The sequence below is a fragment of the Cupriavidus consociatus genome (assembly GCF_017814975.1).
Classification (GTDB): domain Bacteria; phylum Pseudomonadota; class Gammaproteobacteria; order Burkholderiales; family Burkholderiaceae; genus Cupriavidus; species Cupriavidus consociatus.
Window position 1 is genome coordinate 14,370 of sequence record NZ_JAGIQA010000034.1, and the last position, 18,840, is coordinate 33,209.

The 18,840-nt window shown below is 68.6% G+C and carries 21 protein-coding genes; 14 read left to right on the top strand and 7 right to left on the bottom strand.

The genetic code is table 11. The features are described from left to right. The first annotated feature begins 253 nt into the window (after window positions 1-253). The 3 genes from hslV (at window position 254) to J8I82_RS32045 (ending at window position 2,715) form a co-directional block, all read left to right on the top strand. Entirely contained in the window at window positions 254-790 is a 537-nt protein-coding gene (gene hslV, locus J8I82_RS32035; protein ID WP_209763625.1) for an ATP-dependent protease subunit HslV, read from the top strand. Window positions 791-827: 37 nt separating this feature from the next. Further along, a complete protein-coding gene (gene hslU / locus J8I82_RS32040) occupies window positions 828-2,159 on the top strand; it encodes an ATP-dependent protease ATPase subunit HslU (RefSeq protein WP_209763626.1) in 1,332 nt (443 codons plus the stop codon). A 235-nt stretch (window positions 2,160-2,394) separates the two neighbouring features. After that, on the top strand, window positions 2,395-2,715 hold the full coding sequence (locus J8I82_RS32045) for a hypothetical protein (protein WP_209763627.1): 321 nt from the start codon (window positions 2,395-2,397) through the stop codon (window positions 2,713-2,715). A gap of 35 nt (window positions 2,716-2,750) precedes the next feature. Here J8I82_RS32045 and J8I82_RS32050 read toward each other — a convergent pair whose 3' ends face one another. Both J8I82_RS32050 and J8I82_RS32055 read right to left on the bottom strand, forming a co-directional pair. After that, window positions 2,751-3,362 carry a response regulator transcription factor gene (locus J8I82_RS32050; protein ID WP_029047324.1) on the bottom strand — a complete coding sequence of 204 codons (612 nt, stop codon included), beginning with the start codon at window positions 3,360-3,362 and terminating at the stop codon, window positions 2,751-2,753. Between the two features lie 21 nt (window positions 3,363-3,383). Continuing rightward, on the bottom strand, window positions 3,384-4,760 hold the full coding sequence (locus J8I82_RS32055; protein ID WP_209763628.1) for an ATP-binding protein: 1,377 nt from the start codon (window positions 4,758-4,760) through the stop codon (window positions 3,384-3,386). 176 nt (window positions 4,761-4,936) lie between these two features. Here J8I82_RS32055 and J8I82_RS32060 point away from each other — a divergent pair, with 176 nt between their 5' ends. Further along, window positions 4,937-5,422: a copper chaperone PCu(A)C gene (locus tag J8I82_RS32060; RefSeq protein ID WP_209763629.1), complete on the top strand. Its 486-nt coding sequence runs from the start codon at window positions 4,937-4,939 to the stop codon at window positions 5,420-5,422. 198 nt (window positions 5,423-5,620) lie between these two features. Here J8I82_RS32060 and J8I82_RS32065 read toward each other — a convergent pair whose 3' ends face one another. Next, complete coding sequence (locus J8I82_RS32065) at window positions 5,621-6,556, bottom strand: LysR family transcriptional regulator (protein WP_209763630.1); 936 nt, start codon at window positions 6,554-6,556, stop codon at window positions 5,621-5,623. Window positions 6,557-6,650: 94 nt separating this feature from the next. Here J8I82_RS32065 and J8I82_RS32070 point away from each other — a divergent pair, with 94 nt between their 5' ends. After that, the gene (locus J8I82_RS32070) at window positions 6,651-7,190 is read left to right on the top strand and encodes a DMT family transporter (protein ID WP_209763631.1); all 540 of its coding nucleotides are present in this window, start codon (window positions 6,651-6,653) and stop codon (window positions 7,188-7,190) included. On the opposite strand, the gene J8I82_RS32075 is transcribed toward J8I82_RS32070, so the two are convergent. Beyond that, window positions 7,163-7,393, bottom strand: coding sequence for a cysteine-rich CWC family protein (locus J8I82_RS32075; RefSeq protein ID WP_209763632.1), 231 nt, complete (start codon window positions 7,391-7,393; stop codon window positions 7,163-7,165). The genes J8I82_RS32070 and J8I82_RS32075 overlap by 28 nt on opposite strands. Window positions 7,394-7,715: 322 nt before the next feature. On the opposite strand from J8I82_RS32075, the gene argB reads away from it, so the two are divergent. The 5 genes from argB (at window position 7,716) to metW (ending at window position 12,414) form a co-directional block, all read left to right on the top strand. Next, a complete protein-coding gene (gene argB, locus J8I82_RS32080; protein WP_084254770.1) occupies window positions 7,716-8,633 on the top strand; it encodes an acetylglutamate kinase in 918 nt (305 codons plus the stop codon). 73 nt (window positions 8,634-8,706) lie between these two features. Further along, window positions 8,707-9,657, top strand: coding sequence for a pyrimidine 5'-nucleotidase (locus J8I82_RS32085; RefSeq protein WP_209763633.1), 951 nt, complete (start codon window positions 8,707-8,709; stop codon window positions 9,655-9,657). After that, on the top strand, window positions 9,654-10,322 hold the full coding sequence (slmA, locus tag J8I82_RS32090) for a nucleoid occlusion factor SlmA (protein ID WP_209763634.1): 669 nt from the start codon (window positions 9,654-9,656) through the stop codon (window positions 10,320-10,322). The genes J8I82_RS32085 and slmA overlap by 4 nt, the downstream gene beginning before the upstream one ends. Before the next feature lie 284 nt (window positions 10,323-10,606). Further along, the gene (gene metX / locus J8I82_RS32095) at window positions 10,607-11,806 is read left to right on the top strand and encodes a homoserine O-succinyltransferase MetX (RefSeq protein WP_209763635.1); all 1,200 of its coding nucleotides are present in this window, start codon (window positions 10,607-10,609) and stop codon (window positions 11,804-11,806) included. Then, window positions 11,803-12,414: a methionine biosynthesis protein MetW gene (gene metW, locus J8I82_RS32100; RefSeq protein ID WP_063241126.1), complete on the top strand. Its 612-nt coding sequence runs from the start codon at window positions 11,803-11,805 to the stop codon at window positions 12,412-12,414. Before metX ends, metW begins: the two co-directional genes overlap by 4 nt. Before the next feature lie 28 nt (window positions 12,415-12,442). On the opposite strand, the gene J8I82_RS32105 is transcribed toward metW, so the two are convergent. Beyond that, window positions 12,443-12,871: a VOC family protein gene (locus J8I82_RS32105; protein ID WP_209763636.1), complete on the bottom strand. Its 429-nt coding sequence runs from the start codon at window positions 12,869-12,871 to the stop codon at window positions 12,443-12,445. A 66-nt stretch (window positions 12,872-12,937) separates the two neighbouring features. Here J8I82_RS32105 and J8I82_RS32110 point away from each other — a divergent pair, with 66 nt between their 5' ends. Further along, window positions 12,938-13,537: a TetR/AcrR family transcriptional regulator gene (locus tag J8I82_RS32110; RefSeq protein ID WP_209763638.1), complete on the top strand. Its 600-nt coding sequence runs from the start codon at window positions 12,938-12,940 to the stop codon at window positions 13,535-13,537. Here J8I82_RS32110 and J8I82_RS32115 read toward each other — a convergent pair whose 3' ends face one another. After that, window positions 13,538-14,452: a LysR family transcriptional regulator gene (locus J8I82_RS32115; protein ID WP_209763639.1), complete on the bottom strand. Its 915-nt coding sequence runs from the start codon at window positions 14,450-14,452 to the stop codon at window positions 13,538-13,540. Between the two features lie 110 nt (window positions 14,453-14,562). Between J8I82_RS32115 and J8I82_RS32120 the strand changes: the two genes are divergently transcribed. Both J8I82_RS32120 and J8I82_RS32125 read left to right on the top strand, forming a co-directional pair. Further along, a complete protein-coding gene (locus J8I82_RS32120) occupies window positions 14,563-15,450 on the top strand; it encodes a DMT family transporter (RefSeq protein WP_209763640.1) in 888 nt (295 codons plus the stop codon). 101 nt (window positions 15,451-15,551) lie between these two features. After that, complete coding sequence (locus tag J8I82_RS32125; protein WP_209763641.1) at window positions 15,552-16,400, top strand: acyl-CoA thioesterase; 849 nt, start codon at window positions 15,552-15,554, stop codon at window positions 16,398-16,400. Window positions 16,401-16,414: 14 nt separating this feature from the next. On the opposite strand, the gene J8I82_RS32130 is transcribed toward J8I82_RS32125, so the two are convergent. Beyond that, on the bottom strand, window positions 16,415-17,674 hold the full coding sequence (locus J8I82_RS32130; protein WP_209763642.1) for a muropeptide transporter: 1,260 nt from the start codon (window positions 17,672-17,674) through the stop codon (window positions 16,415-16,417). A 154-nt stretch (window positions 17,675-17,828) separates the two neighbouring features. On the opposite strand from J8I82_RS32130, the gene J8I82_RS32135 reads away from it, so the two are divergent. Then, complete coding sequence (locus J8I82_RS32135) at window positions 17,829-18,788, top strand: M48 family metallopeptidase (protein ID WP_209763643.1); 960 nt, start codon at window positions 17,829-17,831, stop codon at window positions 18,786-18,788. Window positions 18,789-18,840: the final 52 nt, after the last annotated feature.

Consider the following 18,840-nt stretch of genomic DNA (forward strand, 5'->3'; position numbering starts at 1 on the left):
CGGACTGATTGGACTGCCGCGGCGCTTCGCTTGAAGTGATGCGCCGGGCGCCATGGAAGGGCCATGCGGCAACGCATGGCCTTTTTTGCTTTTGGGGGGAGGCGTACGAGGCGCTGCGGCAGGGCAGGGCCCGGCGTCCTATATTGGTCAGACGCCCGCGCGGCGCGCCGCCTGTGTGGCCCGGCGCACGAAAGGGCTTGAAACGGCCGGGGGCGTCGCCAACTACGGTCGTGACATATTCACGGAAGCCACCATGGAACAGTATCACGGCACTACCATCGTCAGCGTCCGCCGCGGCAACCAGGTCGCACTTGGCGGTGATGGTCAGGTCACTCTCGGCAATATCGTGATGAAGGGCACCGCTCGCAAGGTGCGCCGCATCTACAACGGCAAGGTGCTGGTCGGGTTTGCCGGCAGCACGGCCGATGCTTTCTCGCTGCTCGACCGCTTCGAAGCCAAGCTGGAGAAGTACCAGGGCAACCTCACCCGCGCCGCGGTCGACCTGGCCAAGGACTGGCGCTCGGACCGCGCGCTGCGCCGGCTGGAAGCCATGCTGATCACCGCCGACCGCGACACCACGCTGGTCATCACCGGCAACGGCGACGTGCTCGACCCCGAGGGTGGCATTGCCGCGATCGGCTCGGGCGGCGCGTATGCGCAGTCGGCCGCGAAGGCGCTGATGGAGAACACCGAGCTGCCGCCGAAGGACGTGGTCGAGAAAGCGCTGACCATCGCCGGCGAACTCTGCATCTACACCAATACCAACTTCGTCATCGAGACGCTGGAATAAGCGAAGGCGGCAACGCGCGCCCTACTGAACGGATACCATGTCGCACACCATGACCCCGTCGGAAATCGTTTCCGAACTCGACAAGCACATCATCGGCCAGGACAAGGCCAAGAAGGCCGTGGCGGTGGCGCTGCGCAACCGCTGGCGCCGCCAGCAGGTGGCCGAGCCGCTGCGCCAGGAAATCACGCCCAAGAACATCCTGATGATCGGCCCGACCGGTGTCGGCAAGACCGAGATCGCGCGCCGCCTGGCCAAGCTGGCCGACGCGCCGTTCATCAAGATCGAAGCCACCAAGTTCACCGAGGTGGGCTATGTCGGCCGCGACGTCGACACCATCGTGCGCGACCTCGCCGAGATGGCGATCAAGCAGACGCGCGAATCCGAGATGAAGAAGGTGCGGACCAAGGCCGAGGACGCGGCCGAGGACCGCCTGCTCGACGTGCTGCTGCCGCCGCCGCGCGACATCGGCTTCTCGCAGCCGGAGGAAAAGGATTCCAACACGCGCCAGGTGTTTCGCAAGAAGCTGCGCGAAGGCCAGCTGGACGACAAGGAAATCGAGCTGGAACTGGCTGCAGGCGTGCCGAGCATGGACATCATGGGGCCGCCGGGCATGGAAGACATGACCGAGCAGATCCGCTCGATGTTCGCCGGCCTGGGCCAGGGCAAGAAGGCGCGCCGCAAGATGAAGGTGAAGGAAGCCTTCAAGCTGCTGATCGACGAAGAGGCCGCCAAGCTGGTCAATGACGAGGAGCTCAAGCACAAGGCGATCGCCAATGTGGAGCAGAACGGCATCGTGTTCCTGGACGAGATCGACAAGATCGCCAGCCGCAGCGATATCGGCGGCGGCGAGGTGTCGCGCCAGGGCGTGCAGCGCGACCTGCTGCCGCTGGTGGAAGGCACGACGGTGAACACCAAGTACGGCATGATCAAGACCGACCATATCCTGTTCATTGCCTCGGGCGCGTTCCACCTGTCCAAGCCGAGCGACCTGATCCCCGAACTGCAGGGCCGCTTCCCGATCCGCGTGGAACTGGAGTCGCTGTCGGTGCAGGACTTCGAGGCCATCCTGACGCAGACCGATGCCAGCCTGACCAAGCAGTACCAGGCGCTGCTGAACACCGAAGAGGTCAACCTGGTGTTCGCGCCGGACGGCATCCGCCGTCTTGCCGAGATCGCGTTCTCGGTCAACGAGAAGGTCGAGAACATCGGTGCGCGCCGCCTGTACACGGTGATGGAGAGGCTGCTGGAGGATTTGTCCTTCCACGCCACCAAATCGTCGGGCGAGACCGTGACGATCGATGCGGGCTATGTCGACCAGCGCCTTGGCGACCTGGCCGGCAACGAGGACTTGTCGCGCTACGTGCTGTAAGCCGGCACGCAGGCCAGAGGAAAGAGGGCGCACCGCGGTGCGCCCTTTTTTGTGCCTCGCGGCCGGATTGTGTTTTCCGTGCGTATCGGCCTGCCACATGGAGGTAAGCATCGTAAGCATTGGTAAGCAGGCTGGCGCACACGCGGCGCGCAATGAGACCCTTGCGCACCTTGACGGTCGATTGACCGGTGCGGGAGCCACCGCATCCCACTCAACCCACTGGCAGGAGAAACCAATGGTCAACTACAAGACCCGCCGCGTGGTGCTCGCCACCGGAGGCCTGCTGGCCGCACTGGCCGCGGCTACCGCTTTCCTTTGCATCCGTCCCGCTGTGCCTGCCGTGCAGGCAGCCGAAGTTGCGCAGGCCGCGCAGGACACACAGGCCAATGTGCGCGGCGCCGCCAAGGCCGCCGCCGCGACGCTGGCGCTCGATGCCGGCGCGCTGTTCTCGCTGTCCGACCGGCATGCGGGCGATGCCATGCGCATCGTTGCGCAGGGCGACACGGCCGAGGCCAGCGAAGGGCTGGACTGGGAACACGTGCAGCTGCGCCTGTAAGCACGCGCCAGCCGCAATCAACTTCCGCTTTACTTCTACCGCGACACCGGCCGCTTCCCCAGCTTGCGCTGCAAGGTACGCCGGTGCATGTTCAGCGCCCGCGCCGTGGCGGAGATGTTGCCGCCGTGCTCGGCCAGCACGCGCTGGATATGTTCCCACTCGAGCCGCGCCACCGACAGCGGCACCGGCTCTTCCAGCGCGGCCTGCGCCGCGTCTTCCGACACTCCCGCCATCAGCGCAGTCAGGATCGAATCGACATTGGCAGGCTTGGCCAGGTACTCGTCTGCGCCCTGCTTGACCGCCGCCACCGCGGTGGCGATGCTGGCATAGCCGGTCAGGATCAGGATGCGCGCGTCCGGCAGCGCCTGGCGCAGCGGCGCGACCAGCTGCAGGCCGGATTCGGCCGGCGCGGTGCTGCCGGCTTCGGGGGGCGGCTCCAGGTGCAGGTCGAGCGTGACGTAGGCAAAGTCGGTGCGGCCCGCCAGCGCGAGCGCGGTGCGGCCGTCATGCGCCACTTGCACGGCGTAGCCGCGGCGCATGAGCGCGCGCGCCAGCGTGCCGGCAAAGACTTCGTCGTCGTCGATGACGAGGAACGGCGTGCCCGCCGGTGCGGTGGCTTCGGGAACCGGTTGGAAGGTGTCGGTCATGGTCAGGAGTGGCGCGTGGGTTCAGGATGCGCTGCGCACAGGCGGCGCCGATAGCGTGGACAGCGCGGGCAGCCGCAGCTCGGCCACGGTGCCGCCGCCGGACCGGTCGCGCCAGGCCAGCTCGCCGCCCATCTGGCGCGCGCCACTCTGCGCCAGGTACAGGCCGATGCCCTGGCCGCCATGGTGGCTGGCCACCGGCATTTCGCCGAGCTGGCCGCGCAGAGTCTCGGGGATGCCATCGCCATGGTCGGCGACGCGGAACGACAGCCACGGGGCCACGTGTCCCGGCTCCATGGCGATTTCCAGCTGAAGCGGCCGGCTGGAGCGGCCGGCGTTCTGCTGGGCGCGCGCGGCGTTGTCGAGCAGGATGGTCAGGATCTGGCCGACGCGCGCGGTCTCCACCGGCTGCGCGCCGGCACCCGGCGTGGCGCCTGCCTGCAGGCTGGCGTTGGGATGGCGCAGCTGCCAGCGCTCGGCGAAGGCCGGCAGCCAGGCGTCCAGGCGCTGCGGCGCCAGCGTGGCCGAGTCCTCGCGCAGCCGCGCCAGCGTGGTGCGGCACAGCGCCAGCTGCTGCTCGACGGTCTGCAGGTCGGGCAGGTAGCTGCGGATCGGCGTGGCGCCCAGCGCCGCGTCGGAGGCATCGGCGCGCAGCTCGCCGGCGATCACCGCCAGCGTCGCCAGCGGCGTGCCGATCTCGTGCGCCACCGCCGCGGCCTGGCCGTTAAGGTCTTCCACGCGCGCCTCGCGCAGCAACTGCTCGCGTGCCAGGTTCAGCTGCGCCTCGCGCTGGCGCAGCACGCCCGAGAGGCGCGCGACGAACATCGCGATCATCACCGCGCTGACGACGAAGTTCAGCCACATGCCCGCCAGGTGATAGTTCACCGCGTTGTCGGGGTTGTGCAGGTCCAGCGGCACGTATTCGAACAGCAGCACCGTGTAGCAGGCGAGCGCATATACCGCCAGCGCGATCACCTGCCGCCACGGCAGGATGGCCGCGGCGATGGCCAGCCCGGGCAGGTAGAACGACACGAAGGGGTTGGTAGCGCCGCCGGTGTAGAACAGGATCGCCGACAGCGCGGTCAGGTCCACCAGCAGCTGCCCCATCAGTTCGGCTTCGCCCGGCGCGGTGTTGCGCCGCGTGTGCTGGCGCAGGCGCAGTGCCGTGATCAGGTTGAACAGCGCCTGGAGCCCGAGCACCACCATCAGCGGCCCATATGGCAGCCGGATGCCGGCGATCGGGTCGCATGCCAGCAGCGTCAGCGCCTGTCCCGACAGCAGCGCCCAGCGCAGCCAGAACAGCCGGCGCAGCGTCACCTGGCCATGGCGCGGCGAACTGGCGGCCGGCAGGGGCGACAGGAAGGGCAGGTCAGGCAGGCGAGACAAGGCGGCGGTGGTCATGGCGCGAGTGTATCAATGCGGCCGGAAGGTGCCTTGCGCATGCGACACCTTGCCGCATTGGCGGCGCGCCGCCGCGGCTGCCAGACTAGCCGGCTTTGGCCGGCCCGCATGCTCCGGCACGCCTGCGCGCGGCGCGCGAGGCCATGTTCTAATGTCTGCTTTCAGGAGAGACAAAGATGCAAGCGAAATTCCGCGCGGCCACGCTGGCCGCATCGATTGCCGCACTGGCCACGGCGCTGGCGTCCGGGGCCGCGCTGGCCCAGGTCGACGTCAGCAACGCCTGGGTGCGCGGCACGGTGCCGACCCAGGCCGCTTCGGGCGCGTTCATGGTGCTGCATGCGCACGAGAACGCGAAGCTGGTGGGCGTCTCGTCGCCGGTGGGCGAAGCCGAGATCCACGAGATGAAGATGGAAAACAACGTGATGCGCATGCGGCAGGTCAAGTCGCTGGACCTGCCCAGGATGCAGAACGTCGAGCTGAAGCCGGGCGGCTACCATGTGATGCTGATGGGCCTGAAGAGCCAGCTCAAGAAGGGCGACATCGTGCCCATCACGCTGAAGATCGAGCAGGGCGGCAAGGTGACCGAGCAGATGGTCAACGCCGAAGTGCGCGACATGGTGCCGGGCGGCAGCCACGCCGGCCACGGCGATCACAAGCACTGATCCGCAGAGAGAGAGCCGGGCGCAGGCCTGGCCGCCAGCCATCATGGCCAACAAGCAGCACGGCACGCGCCAGAAACTGGTGTTCCGCGGTGGCACGCCGCCGGCACCGCCCGCGCCGCCCGCACCACCAACGAGGGGGCGCCGTGACGCCCGGCCGCAGCCCCCAGTGCCGGGTGCCGCCAAGCCGGCGCGGCGCCGTCAGCCGCGCAAGCTGATCGGCTCTTCCGATTCCTGACTCGCCGCCGCCGCCAGCACGCGCTCGCGCAGCCAGGCGTGGGCCGGATCGGCTTCGGTGCGCTCATGCCAGATCATGCTGAAGGTGAAGTCTTCCAGCGCAAACGGCGGATCGAAGATGGCGTAGCGCGGGTCTTCCTCCAGCGCTGACAGGCTGCGCCGCGCCGTTGTCAGCACCAGGTTGGTCCCGGCGATCAGCGCCGGCGCCACGCTCCAGTGCGGCACCACGCAGGCGATCTTGCGCCGCCCGCCCAGCCTGGCGACCGCGGCGTCGATCGCATCCATGCGTTCACTGTGGGTGGCCACCAGCACATGTGAGCGTGCCAGGTAGGCCACCTGGTCGAGCCGGCCGGTGTCCCGCACCGTGGCCGCATCCACCGCGCAGGCATAGCTTTCCCGGAACAATTCGGCCGACTGCACGCCTTCGGGCTGGTAGCTGAACACGCCCAGCGCCATGTCGATCTCGCCATCGGCCACCTGCGCCGTCATGCCCTCGCGGCTGGCCTGCGACACCGCCAGGTCGATATTGGGCGCGGCCTTGCGCAAGGCGCGCAGCAGCCGCGGCAGCACCACCAGCGCACCGTAGTCGGACATGGCGAGGCGGAAGGTCCGCCGCGCGGTGGCGGGCTGGAAGCCGCTCGGCCCCAGCAGGATGCGCACCTGCGACAGCGCTTCGGCCAGCGGGCCGGACAGTTCATGGGCGCGTGCGCTCAGCACCAGGCCGCCCTTGCCGCGTACCAGGATGGGATCGTCGAGCAGCTGCCGCAGCCGCCCCAGCGCATGGCTGACCGCAGGCTGGCTCAGGTGCAGGCGCAGCGCGGCGCGCGAGATGTGGCGCTCGGCGAGCAGTGCTTCAAGCACCACCAGCAGGTTGAGGTCGATTCCGCGTAGGCTATTCATTCGGCGAATATTAAACGTATGAAAGCAGAATTGGGAATTCGCTTTGCGATATTTCAAACTGTCAGGCATCGCAGTTTGCCCTACGGAGCGTGACATGTCAGGCATCCAGTTGCCGAATTCCTTCCCGGTTTCCTTGCTGTTGCCCCTCGCGAGCGCCGTGCTGGCGGGTGCCGTGATCCCGTTCCAGGCGGGTGCCAACGCCGCGCTGGGGCGCACGCTGGGACATCCGCTGGCGGCGACGCTGGTGTCGCTGCTGGTCAGCCTGGCGGCGCTGCTGCCCCTGCTGTGGCTGCTGCGCGTACCGCTGCCCGCGGCCTCGGTGCTGGCGCGTGCGCCGGCGTGGACCTGGATCGGCGGCGTGCTGGGCGTGTTCTATATCTCGGCCGCGCTGGTGATGGCGCCGAAGCTCGGCGCGGCCGGCTTTATCGCCGCGGTGGTGGCGGGACAGGTGCTGGCCGCGCTGGCGGTCGACCAGTTCGGGCTGGCCGGATTCGCGGTGCGGGCCATGACGCCGGCGCGGCTGGCGGGCGCCGCGCTGATCGTGGCGGGGATGCTGGTGATGCAGTGGGGCAGCGCCGGCGCGTCGTCCGACCCTGTGTCGGCGGTTCAGCCCTCGGCGGGCTCCGGCGCCTGATCGCCGCGCTGGCGCGCCGCAAGGCAGTTCGGACAAAGGCAGTGCTGGCCCGGCACGATGCGCCGTGCCGGCAGCAGCGGCTGGCTGGCGCACCAGCACTCGCTCAGCCCCGCCACGTAGCCGCAGACGAAGCCGGCGCCGCATTGGCTGCAATGCTCGACGGGGCGAAGCTGGCCGGTCAGGACGGTGGCGGGATCGGTCATGGTGCGGCGGGGACTGGCACGGCGGGAACTGGTACGGCGAAGGGCGAGACAAACGGCAAAGGCCGCGGCAAGGCTCGCTGTTGCGCGAACGGAACGCCGGCGGGCCGCCGTGGTGCCCCGTGCGGCGCTTGCCGGCGGATGGCCGGACCTGCCCGGGCCACGGGACTCGCGCCCCGCGCGGTTTCTTGTAAAATCGGCGCCTGCCATAGCCGGATGGCGCACTTTCGGGCGATCCCTGTTGCGCAAGGTTGCGCGCCGTTGCGTGTACCCCGGCTACGCGGCTGTTAGCCATCATACCTGTTGAATCTCACGGATGTCCCCCATGAACGCCGACAACCCCGGGCCTGCCGCGACTGCGGTGGCCGCCATCGCTCCCGCACTGAAAGCCGAGATCCTCGCCGAGGCGCTGCCGTATATCCGCAAGTTCCACGGCAAGACCATCGTGGTGAAGTACGGCGGCAATGCCATGACCGAAGAAAAGCTCAAGCACGGCTTCGCGCGCGACGTGATCCTGCTGAAGCTGGTCGGCATGAACCCGGTGGTGGTGCACGGCGGCGGCCCGCAGATCGATGAAGCGCTGAAGAAGGTCGGCAAAGTCGGCACCTTCGTGCAAGGCATGCGCGTCACCGACGAAGAGACCATGGAAGTGGTCGAGTGGGTGCTCGGCGGCGAAGTCCAGCAAGACATCGTGATGCTGATCAACCAGTACGGCGGCCAGGCCGTGGGCCTGACCGGCAAGGACGGCGGCCTGATCCGCGCCAAGCGCCTGCAGATGCCCGACCGCGAAAACCCCGGTGCCTTCATTGATATCGGCTACGTGGGCGATATCGAGGCGATCAACCCGGCAGTGGTCAAGGCGCTGCAGGACGACGCCTTCATCCCGGTGATCTCGCCGATCGGCTTCTCCGACGATGGCCAGGCCTACAACATCAACGCCGACGTGGTCGCCGGCAAGATGGCCGAGATCCTGAAGGCCGAGAAGCTGGTGATGATGACCAACATCCCCGGCGTGATGGACAAGAAGGGCAACCTGCTGACCGACCTGACCGCGCGCGAGATCGAAGAACTGTTCGCCGACGGCACCATCTCGGGCGGCATGCTGCCGAAGATCTCGTCGGCGCTGGACGCGGCCAAGAGCGGCGTGCATTCGGTGCACATCGTCGACGGCCGCATCGAACATTCGCTGCTGCTGGAAATCCTGACCGAGCAGGCGTTCGGCACCATGATCCGCTCGCACTGAGCGGAGCCGCCGGGGCGGCGCAGGCTTCAACCAGCCGCCCCGGCATCCCCCACCATCATCCGAGCTGCCCGGCGTGCCTTCCAGTCTTCCTCCTCCGCGCCGTGTCCGCGCTCGCCTGCGCCGCAGTCCGGCCGGGGACAACTCGGGGCGCACGGTCTGGCTGTTCGACCTCGACAACACGCTGCACGATGCCTCGCACGCGATCTTCCCGGCGATCAACCGGCTCATGACCGCCTACGTGGCGCGCGTGCTTGATTGCGACGAGGCGACCGCGAGCCGCGTGCGCGTGGACTACTGGCAGCGCTACGGCGCGACGCTGCTCGGCATGATCCGGCATCATGGCGTCGATCCCGCCGACTTCCTGCGCGCGGCGCATGATTTCCCGGCGCTGGCCGAGATGGTGCGCGTGCAGCGCGGGCTGGCGGCGCACCTGCGGCGCCTGCCGGGGCGCAAGCTGCTGGTCACCAACGCGCCGCAGGACTATGCGCGCGCGGTGCTGGATATCGCCGGCATCGGCCATTGCTTCGAGCGCGTGGTGGCGATCGAGCAGATGTGGGTGCATGGCCACCTGCGGCCCAAGCCGGACCGCCGCATGCTGCGACGCCTGCTGGTGCAGGCGCGGGTCGCGCCGCATCGCGCGGTGCTGGTGGAGGACACCGTGTCGCACCTCAAGCGCTATGCCGGCACCGGCATCCGCACCGCCTGGGTGACCGGCTACCTGCGCACCCTCGCGCCGTCGCGCCCGCATGACGTGCCTGGCGCGCCCGCTGCGGCGCAGGACAACGGCAGCCGGCGCGACGCGGCGGTCCGTTCGACGCTTGAGGCGGAAGAAGACCGCCGCGCCGGCCACGCCGCGCAGGAGCATTCGGTCACGCTGGTGGCCGCGGAGGCGCAGGCACCGCAGGCGCAGCCCGGTAACGTGCCCCGGGTGCGGGCCCGCGTGCCGAACCGGCCGGCCTATGTGGACATAAAAGTACAATCGATGCATCAACTCCAACGACGAATACGGAGAAACGGGTCATGACGCAAAGCAACGGGGACCAGCCGGAGGCAGTCATTACAGGCGGGGCCGATGACATGGACACGCCCGCGGCGCCAGCCACGCCGGCGCGCAAGCGCCCGCGCCCGGGCGAGCGCCGCGTCCAGATCCTGCAGACGCTGGCGACCATGCTCGAGCATCCGCGCGGGGAAAAGATCACCACCGCGGCGCTGGCCGCGCGCCTGAGCGTGTCCGAGGCGGCGCTGTACCGCCACTTCGCCAGCAAGGCGCAGATGTACGAGGGTTTGATCGGCTTTATCGAGCAGACCGTGTTCGGCCTGATCAACCAGATCGCGGACAAGGAAGAGCACGGCCTGCGCCAGGCGCATGCGATCGTGCGCATGCTGCTGTCGTTCGCCGAGAAGAACCCGGGCATGACGCGCGTGCTGACCGGCGAGGCGCTGGTGGGCGAGCACGAGCGGCTGCAGGAACGCATCAATCAGGTGGTGGACCGCATCGAGGCCTCGCTGCGCCAGTGCCTGAAGGTGGCGGTGACGCAGGCCGAGTTCCCGGTGGAGGCCGATATCCCGGCGCGAGCGGCGCTGATCATGGCGACGGTGCAGGGCCAGTGGCACCGCTATGCCAAGAGCGGCTTCCGCAAGTCGCCGTCGGACCATGCCGAGGCGCATCTGCGCGTGCTGCTGGGCTGAAACCGACACGCCGGGCCGATTGCTCTATAATTGCCCGGTCGCGCCGATTTGATGACTGGCTTGCGGGCGCGCGGCAGCCACGGGGACCAAGGCACCACGGTCCGGGCTGCCACTATAAATGCGGCTAAAGAGGTTGGGTCGGCGCCCCATGTCACCACGACGATGATCGGCGCCGGCACGCGGAATCCCGCAAGGAATCCAGCGAATCCCGACTTGGCTGCGTTGCTTCACACGCAAATGCCGGTCGGGTTTTTTTATGCCCGTTCGCCGCGGGCCTGGATTCCATGACTGATGTCGCCCTGCCGCCCGACGCACCCCGCGCGCCCAGCGCGCCCACAGCGCCCTCCCTGCCGCCCGGTTCGGTCGGCGTGGTCACGCCGCAGCGCATGCACTTTGCCGAGCCGCTGAAACTGCGCAACGGCACGTCCCTCGCCGGCTACGACCTGATGGTCGAGACCTACGGCACGCTCAACGCGGCGCGCTCCAACGCGGTGCTGGTGTGCCACGCGCTCAACGCCTCGCACCATGTCGCCGGCGTCTATGCGGACGACCCGCGCGACCTGGGCTGGTGGGACAACATGGTTGGCCCCGGCAAGGCGCTCGATACCAACCGCTTCTTCGTCATCGGCGTGAACAACCTGGGTTCATGTTTTGGCTCGACCGGGCCGATGAGCGTGAATCCCGCGACTGGCCAGCCTTATGGCGCGGCGTTCCCGGTGGTCACGGTGGAGGACTGGGTCAACGCGCAGGCGCGCGTGGCCGACGCGTTCGGCATCACGCAATTCGCCGCGGTGATGGGCGGCAGCCTCGGCGGCATGCAGGCGCTGGCCTGGAGCCTGATGTACCCGGACCGGCTGCGCCACTGCATCGTCGTCGCATCGACGCCCAAGCTGTCGGCACAGAACATCGCCTTCAACGAGGTGGCGCGCAGCGCCATCCTGTCCGATCCGGACTTCCACGGCGGCAACTACTATGCGCATGGCGTCAAGCCCAAGCGCGGCCTGCGCGTGGCGCGCATGATCGGCCATATCACCTACCTGTCGGACGAGGACATGGCGGAGAAATTCGGCCGCGAGCTGAAGACCGACGATATCCGCTTCTCGTTTGACGTCGAGTTCCAGGTGGAAAGCTACCTGCGCTACCAGGGCGACAAGTTTGCCGAGTACTTCGACGCCAACACCTACCTGCTGATCACGCGCGCGCTGGACTACTTCGACCCGGCGCTGGCCTACGGCGGCGACCTGACCCGCGCCATCGCCCAGACACAGGCAAGCTTCCTGGTGGCGAGCTTCAGCACCGACTGGCGCTTCGCGCCCAGCCGCAGCCGCGAGCTGGTCAAGGCGCTGCTGGACAACAAGCGCCCGGTCTCGTACGCCGAGATCGACGCGCCGCACGGCCACGATGCCTTCCTGCTCGACGACCCGCGCTACCACAACCTGATGCGTGCCTACTACGACCGCATCGCAGAGGAGATCGGCGCATGAACGCCCTGGCCAATCCCAATATCCTGGCGCTGCGCCCCGACTTCCGCGCGATCGCGCGCTGGATCGAACCCAACTCCACGGTGCTCGACCTTGGCTGCGGCGACGGCAGCCTGCTGCGTGTGCTGCAGGACGAGCTCGATGTGCAGGCCTATGGCATCGAGATACGCGACGAAGGCGTGCTGGCGTGCGCGCAGAAGGGGGTGCATGTCATCCAGCAGAACCTGGAGGGCGGGCTGGCGCTGTTCGAGGACAAGAGCTTCGACACGGTGATCCTGTCGCAGACGCTGCAGACCATCCACAACACCGCGCAGGTGCTGCGCGACACGCTGCGGGTGGGGCGCGAATGCATTGTGTCGTTTCCCAACTTCGGCTACTGGCCGCACCGGCTGTCGGTGTTCCGCGGGCGCATGCCGGTGTCGGAATCGCTGCCTTACCAGTGGTACAACACGCCCAACGTGCGCGTGCTGACCATCAGCGATTTCGAGGAACTGGCGCCCACGGTCGGCCTGCGCGTCATCGACCGCGTGGTGATGCACGAGGGCATCACCGTGAACTGGGGCGTCAACTGGCGCGGCAGCCTGGCGGTGTACCGGGTCTGCGCCGCCTGACCTCGCATGGCGGGCGGCGCCCGCCTCCTTATTGCGGCAGCGCGCCGGCCTCATACTGCGCCGCATACTCTGCCGATGGCGGAATCGGCTTGATCACGTCGATCAGCACGCCGTTGGGATCGGCGGTGATGAAATGCCGCTGGCCGAACGCCTCGTCGCGCAGCGGCAGCAGGATCGGCAGCCCCGCCGCCCGCAAGCGGTCATGGGCCGCATCCGCGTCTTCCACTTCAAAGTTCAGCAGCAGCCCTTGCGCGCGCTGGCCGCGTGCCGGCGCGGGGATGGTCTCGTGGCTGGCGTCCAGGACGGCCAGGTTGACCGATGGATCGTCCGCCCGCTGCAGGTGCACATACCAGCCGCTGGTGAACAGCGGCACGAAGCCGAAGTGGCGCTGGTAGAACGCGGCAGTGCCGGCGACATCGCCGGTCATGATGACGGGGTAGTAGCTGGTGACTTTCACGACGCGATTCCTTGTTGTCTAGATACATACAGCATGTATGTAAATTGATATTAAGATACAGACTGTATGTATGCAAGGAGAAACCGCGTGGCCCGATCCAACCGTGAACGTACCGAGGCTACCCGGCAGGCGTTGCTCGACGCGGCGCGGAGCCTGTTTGTCGAACGGGGCTACGGCGAGACCTCGACCCCGGACGTCTGCACCGTGGCCGGCATCACGCGCGGGGCGCTTTACCACCACTTCGCCGACAAGCGCGACCTGTTCCGCCAGGTACTGGCTGATGAAGCTGCGGCGGTAGCCGTTGAGATTGAGGCCGCAGCGCCCGCCGGCCTGGATCCCGCCGAAGCGCTGATAGCCGGCGCGCAGGCTTACCTGGATGCGATGACGGTGCCGGGCCGCACCCGGCTGCTGCTGGTCGAGGGGCCGGCCGCGCTGGGCCTGCGCGAAACGCTGGCGCTGGACGAGGACAATGCCGCGCGCACGCTGCGCGAAGGGCTCGATGCCGCCGGCATGGGCGGGCAGGGCGAGGTGGCGCTGCGCGCGCTGGCGCCGCTGCTGTCCGCGGCATTTGATCGCGCCGCACTGGAGATCGAGGCCGGTGCCGATGCCGCGCGGGTACGCGAAGCCATGCTCTGGCTGCTGCGGCGGGCGCTGGGCAAGGACTGATCAGGCCGGCGGTTCGGTGGCGGTGGCGGCGAGGTGATCGACAAAGGCGCGCACCTTGGGCGGCACGTGCCGCGTCGGGGTGTACACCGCGTAGGCCGTGCCGATGTAGGGCTCGAGGATGTCCCAGTCCGGCAGCACGGTGACGACGCGGCCCTCGTCCAGCGCGCTGCCGAGCGAGAAGTCCGGCACCAGCCCGATACCCGCGTCGCCTTCCACCATCGTCATGATGGCCAGGCTGTTATTGAGCGTCAGCCGCGGCGGGATGCGCACCACCACGGCCTCGCCGCCGGCATGGTGGCGCAGCGTCCAGCGCTCGCCGAAGTTGCCATAGCCCAGATACAGGCAGCGCGCTGCCGGCAGCTCGGCCGGCGCAGCGGGCGTGCCGTGCCGCGCCAGGTAGCGCGGCGAGGCCACCAGCCGGTAGCGCACCTCGCGCAGCGGCCGCGCCGCCAGGCCGGGCGCCAGCTCGCGCGCGATGCGCACGGCCACATCCAGGCCTTCTTCGACCAGGTCGACCATGCGGTCTGCCAGCGTCAGCTGCAGGTCGAGGCCCGGGTATTTATTCAACAGGGCGGGCAGGCGCGGCGCCAGCCAGGCCTGCCCGAACGAGACCGGCGCGCTGACCCGCAGCACGCCATGGGGCGTGCCGCCGTGCTCCCCGGCCAGCGCGGTGACCTCGCGCGCGGCGGCGGTCATGCGCGCGCAGGCGGCGTAGACCGACTGGCCCAGCTCGGTCAGCGAGAAGGCGCGCGTGGTCCGCTGCAGCAGGCTGGCGCCGAGCGTCGTTTCGAGCCGCGACACGTGCCGGCTGACGCCCGACGGGGTCATGCCGAGATCCTGCGCCGCGGCGGAGAAGCTGCCGCATTCGACCACGCGAGCGAAGACGGCCATCGCGTTAAGTGGGGTATCCGACATGCCAGGTCTCCGATCTTTGATTGCAGCTCAAATACTAATTGAGCTTTGGCGGGATTGTTGAGCGCACGGCATGGTGGAACAATGCCGCCATTGCATTCCCGGAGTGCCCCATGCCTTCCCCCCAATCCCTGCCCGGCGGTGCCTGGCGCATGGTCGCGGCCATGGTGCTGTCAGGCACCATCGGCTGGTTTGTCGTCACCAGCGGACAGCCGCCGCTGGACGTGGTGTTCTTCCGCTGCATCTTTGGCGGCGCCGCGCTGCTGGGCACGCTGACGCTGCAGCGTGGCTGGGTGCGCATGAGCCGCGCGCAGCTGGGCTGGCTGGCGCTGGGCGGCGTCACGCTGGTGCTCAACTGGCTGGCGCTGTTCTCGGCTTATGCCTACAGCGGCATTGCGATTGCGACCGTGGTCTACCACACCCAGCCGTTCTTCCTGCTGCTGCTGACCTCGGCGATGCAGCGCGAACCGCTCCCGTTCGCCAGGCTGCCGTGGCTGGTGCTGGCCTTTGCCGGCGTGATGCTGATCACCGGGCTGGAGCACGGCGCCACCGGCGCCGCGATGCTGGCCGGGATCGGCCTGGCATTGCTGGCGGCCTTGCTCTATGCGGTCACGACCATGGCCACGCGCCGGCTCCAGCAGATTCCGCCCGGGCAGATCGCGGGCCTGCAGATGGTGCTGGGTGTGGTGATGCTGGCACCGCTGGCGCATCCCGCGGCCGGCAGCTATCACACCGTCACCTGGGCCGCGCTGCTGGCGCTGGGACTGGTCCATACGGGTGTCATGTACACCTTGCTGTACGGCGCCTTCCAGCGGCTGAGCGTGGTGTCGATCGCAACGCTGTCGTTCGTCTATCCGCTGGTGGCAATCGTTATCGATGTGGTGGTGTTCGGCGTCGTGCTCGGGCCGCTGCAGGTCGCGGGCATGCTGCTGGTGCTGCTGGGCGTGGTCGCCAACCAGCTCGGCTGGAGCCTGCCGTGGTGGCGCCGGGCACAAGGCTGATGCGCCGTCCGGGCCGCTTGCCTGCAGGACCGGTTGACCGAACTCCTGACTACGGTTAGTGTAGGCAGCTATCGAACGACCGTTCTATTTGCTTCCTCGCCATGACTGCTACCGCTGCTGCCCTGTCCGCCTCCGCTCCCGTCGCGCTGCATGCGTTCGACGATGCCATCGCCCTGGAGGCCGCCGGCGAAAATCGTTTTCTGGGCCGCACCACGCCGGCCTACTGGAACATGATCGGCCCGTTCGGCGGCATCACCGCCGCCACGCTGCTGCAGGCGGCGCTGCTGCACCCGCAACGGCTGGGCGATCCGATCGCGCTGTCGGTCAACTTTGCCGGCCCGATCGCCGAAGGCCCGTTCGAGATCGAGGCACTGCCGGTGCGGACCAACCGCTCGACCCAGCACTGGAACCTGACGCTGCGCCAGGGCGATGCCGTGGCCACCACCGCCACCGCTGTGTTCGCAGTGCGGCGCGAGACCTGGGCCTGCGGCGAGGCGGTGATGCCCGAGGTGCCGGCTGCCGACACGCTGCCGGCGATGGGCGGCTTCGCGCCGGTGCGCTGGCTCAAGTCCTATGACATGCGCCCGGTGCGTGGCGCCAAGCCGAGCGCCGAGGCCGGCACCGAGCACCCCGACAGCCTGACCCAGTTCTGGCTGCGCGACGCGCCGGCGCGCACGCCGGACTTCGCCGCGGTGGCGTCATGGGCGGACAGCTTCTACCCGCGCATCTTCCTCAAGCGCGCGGGCTTCGTGCCGGCCGGCACGGTGTCGATGACTACGTATTTCCACGCCGATGCGCCCACGCTGGCGGCGCTGGGCGACAGCCACGTGCTGGCCAGCGCGCAGGCGCAGGTGTTCCAGCAGGGGTACTTCGACCAGCGCGCGCAGCTGTGGAGCCCGGCGGGCCAGCTGCTGGCCAGCTCGCACCAGATCGTCTACTACAAGGAATAAGCGCAGGCAGGGGCTCAGGCGATCGCTTCGCGCGCCTGGGCTTCGTACCGGTGCACGGTGTTGCGCATCGCCCAGAGCAGCATCACGCCGGGTAGCGCCACCACCACGGTGCCGAGGTAGAACGGCGCCCAGCCCCAGGCCTCGACCATGTAGCCGGACGTTGGCCCGACATAGACCCGGCCGACTGACGCCAGCGCCGACAGCAGCGCATACTGCGTGGCCGAGAACGAGCGGTTGCACAGCGTCATCAGCAGCGCCACGAAGGCCGCTGTGCCCATGCCGCCGCACAGGTTTTCCACGGCGATGGTCGCGCCCATGGTCCACAGGTGCGGCGGCGTCACGGCGAGGATCCAGTAGCCCAGGTTCGATACCGCCTGCAGCACGCCGAACACCATCAGCGAACGGTACAGCCCCAGCCGCACCATCAGCGTGCCGCCGAACAGCGCGCCGATGATGGTGGCGGCCAGTCCCAGCGTCTTGTTGACGATGCCAACCTCGCCGGCCGAGAAACCGACGCCGCGGATCAGGAAGGTGGTCGACAGGCTGCCGGCAAAGGCGTCGCCCAGCTTGTAGAGCACGATCAGCAGCAGCAGCCACCACGCGCCGGGCCGCGCGAAGAAATCGCGCAGCGGGCCGAGCACCGCCTCTTCCAGCGAGCGCGGCGCGCGCGCGGGCACGTCGGGCTCGGGCGCCCACAGCAGGGTCAGGATGCCCACGGCCATCAGCGCCGCCATCAGCAGGTAGGTCTGCTGCCAGCCGAGCACGCGGTCGGCCAGCCACAGCGCCAGGCCGCCGGAGACCAGCATCGCCAGCCGGTAGCCCAGCACCTTGACCGCCGCGCCGGCACCGCGCTCGGCCGGACGCAGCACGTCGGTACTGTAGGCGTCGAAGACAATGTCCTGCGAGGCCGACAGGAAGGCCACCAGCGTGGCCAGCGCCGCCAGCGTCCACAGCGCCTCGCGTGGCGGGCAGAACGCCATCGCGGCGATGCCCGCCACCAGCCCCAGTTGCGTCACCAGCAGCCAGCCGCGGCGCCGGCCCAGCAGCGGCGGCGTGTAGCGGTCCATCAGCGGCGCCCACAGGAACTTGAAGATATAGGCCTGGCCCACCAGCGAGAAGAAGCCGATGGTCTTGATATCCAGGCCCTCGACCGTCATCCAGGCCTGCAGCGTGCCGGAGGTGAGCGCCAGCGGCAGCCCGGAGGCAAAGCCCAGGGTCAGCATGGCGCCGATGCGGCGGTTGCGGAAGATATCGAGATAGGCCTGGAAAGTCATGGATGCGCGGGGGATGGAGCGCCGCGCGGCTGCGCGGGCGCCGTGTATTATTGCATCACCCGTTTGCCGCCCTGCCAGTTGCGCTGTGGCAGCTTGCCGCGGATCGCACCGGTCCGCCGCCACGATCCCCCTACTGCGCCCGAGGAACCGCAAAATGCTCCGCCCCCAGCAATGTGCCCAGCGTCCGATTCGTGTCCGGCTCGTCCGCGCGCTCGCGCTGGCGGCGGCGTTGCTGGCCTGGTCCGGCATGCCCGCGCAGGCGCAGGAAACCGAGCCGGGCGGCATCAACATCCAGCGCGGCGGCTCGGCGGTGCGCAATATCGTGCCGGCCGAGGCGATCGAGCAGCAGGCCGCGCAGGAGTACGAGCAGCTCAAGCAGGAAGCCATCGCCAAGCGCGCGCTGGCCGGCGACGACAACCCGCAGCTCAGGCGGCTACGCGCGATCGGCAAGCGGCTGCTGCCCCAGACCGTGCGCTGGAACGAGCGCGCGCGCAACTGGCCGTGGGAGATCAACCTGATCGGCTCGAAGCAGGTCAATGCGTTCTGCATGCCGGGGGGCAAGATCGCCATCTACACCGGCCTGCTCGACCAGCTTAAGCTGACCGACGACGAGGTCGCGATGGTGATGGGGCACGAGATCGCGCACGCGCTGCAGGAGCATGCGCGCGAGCGCGCCGCCAAGTCCGAGATCACCAACCTTGGCGCCAATGTGATTTCGCAGCTGTTCGGCTTCGGCAACCTGGGCAACATGGCGCTCGGCACCGGGGCGCACCTGCTGACGCTGCGCTTCTCGCGGGCCGACGAGACCGAGGCCGACCTGATCGGCATGGATATCGCCGCGCGCGCCGGCTTCGATCCCCGCGCCGCGGTGTCCCTGTGGCAAAAGATGGGCAAGATGTCGCAATCGGGCACCGAATTCCTGTCGACGCACCCGTCCGGGCGCAGCCGCATTGCCGACCTGGAAAAGCACATGCCCGAGGTGCTGCCGCTCTACGCACGCGCGATCAATACCCCGGTCGACAGGCTGCCGCCGTACCGCGCCAATATGGCCGGACTGGGCGATGCGCCGGTCGACGCGGGCGACGACGACAGAAGCAAGCCGCTGAAGCGCTAGCCGCTGCTGCCGGTGCCTGGCGCCGGGGCGGCCCACCGGATCGAAGGACAAT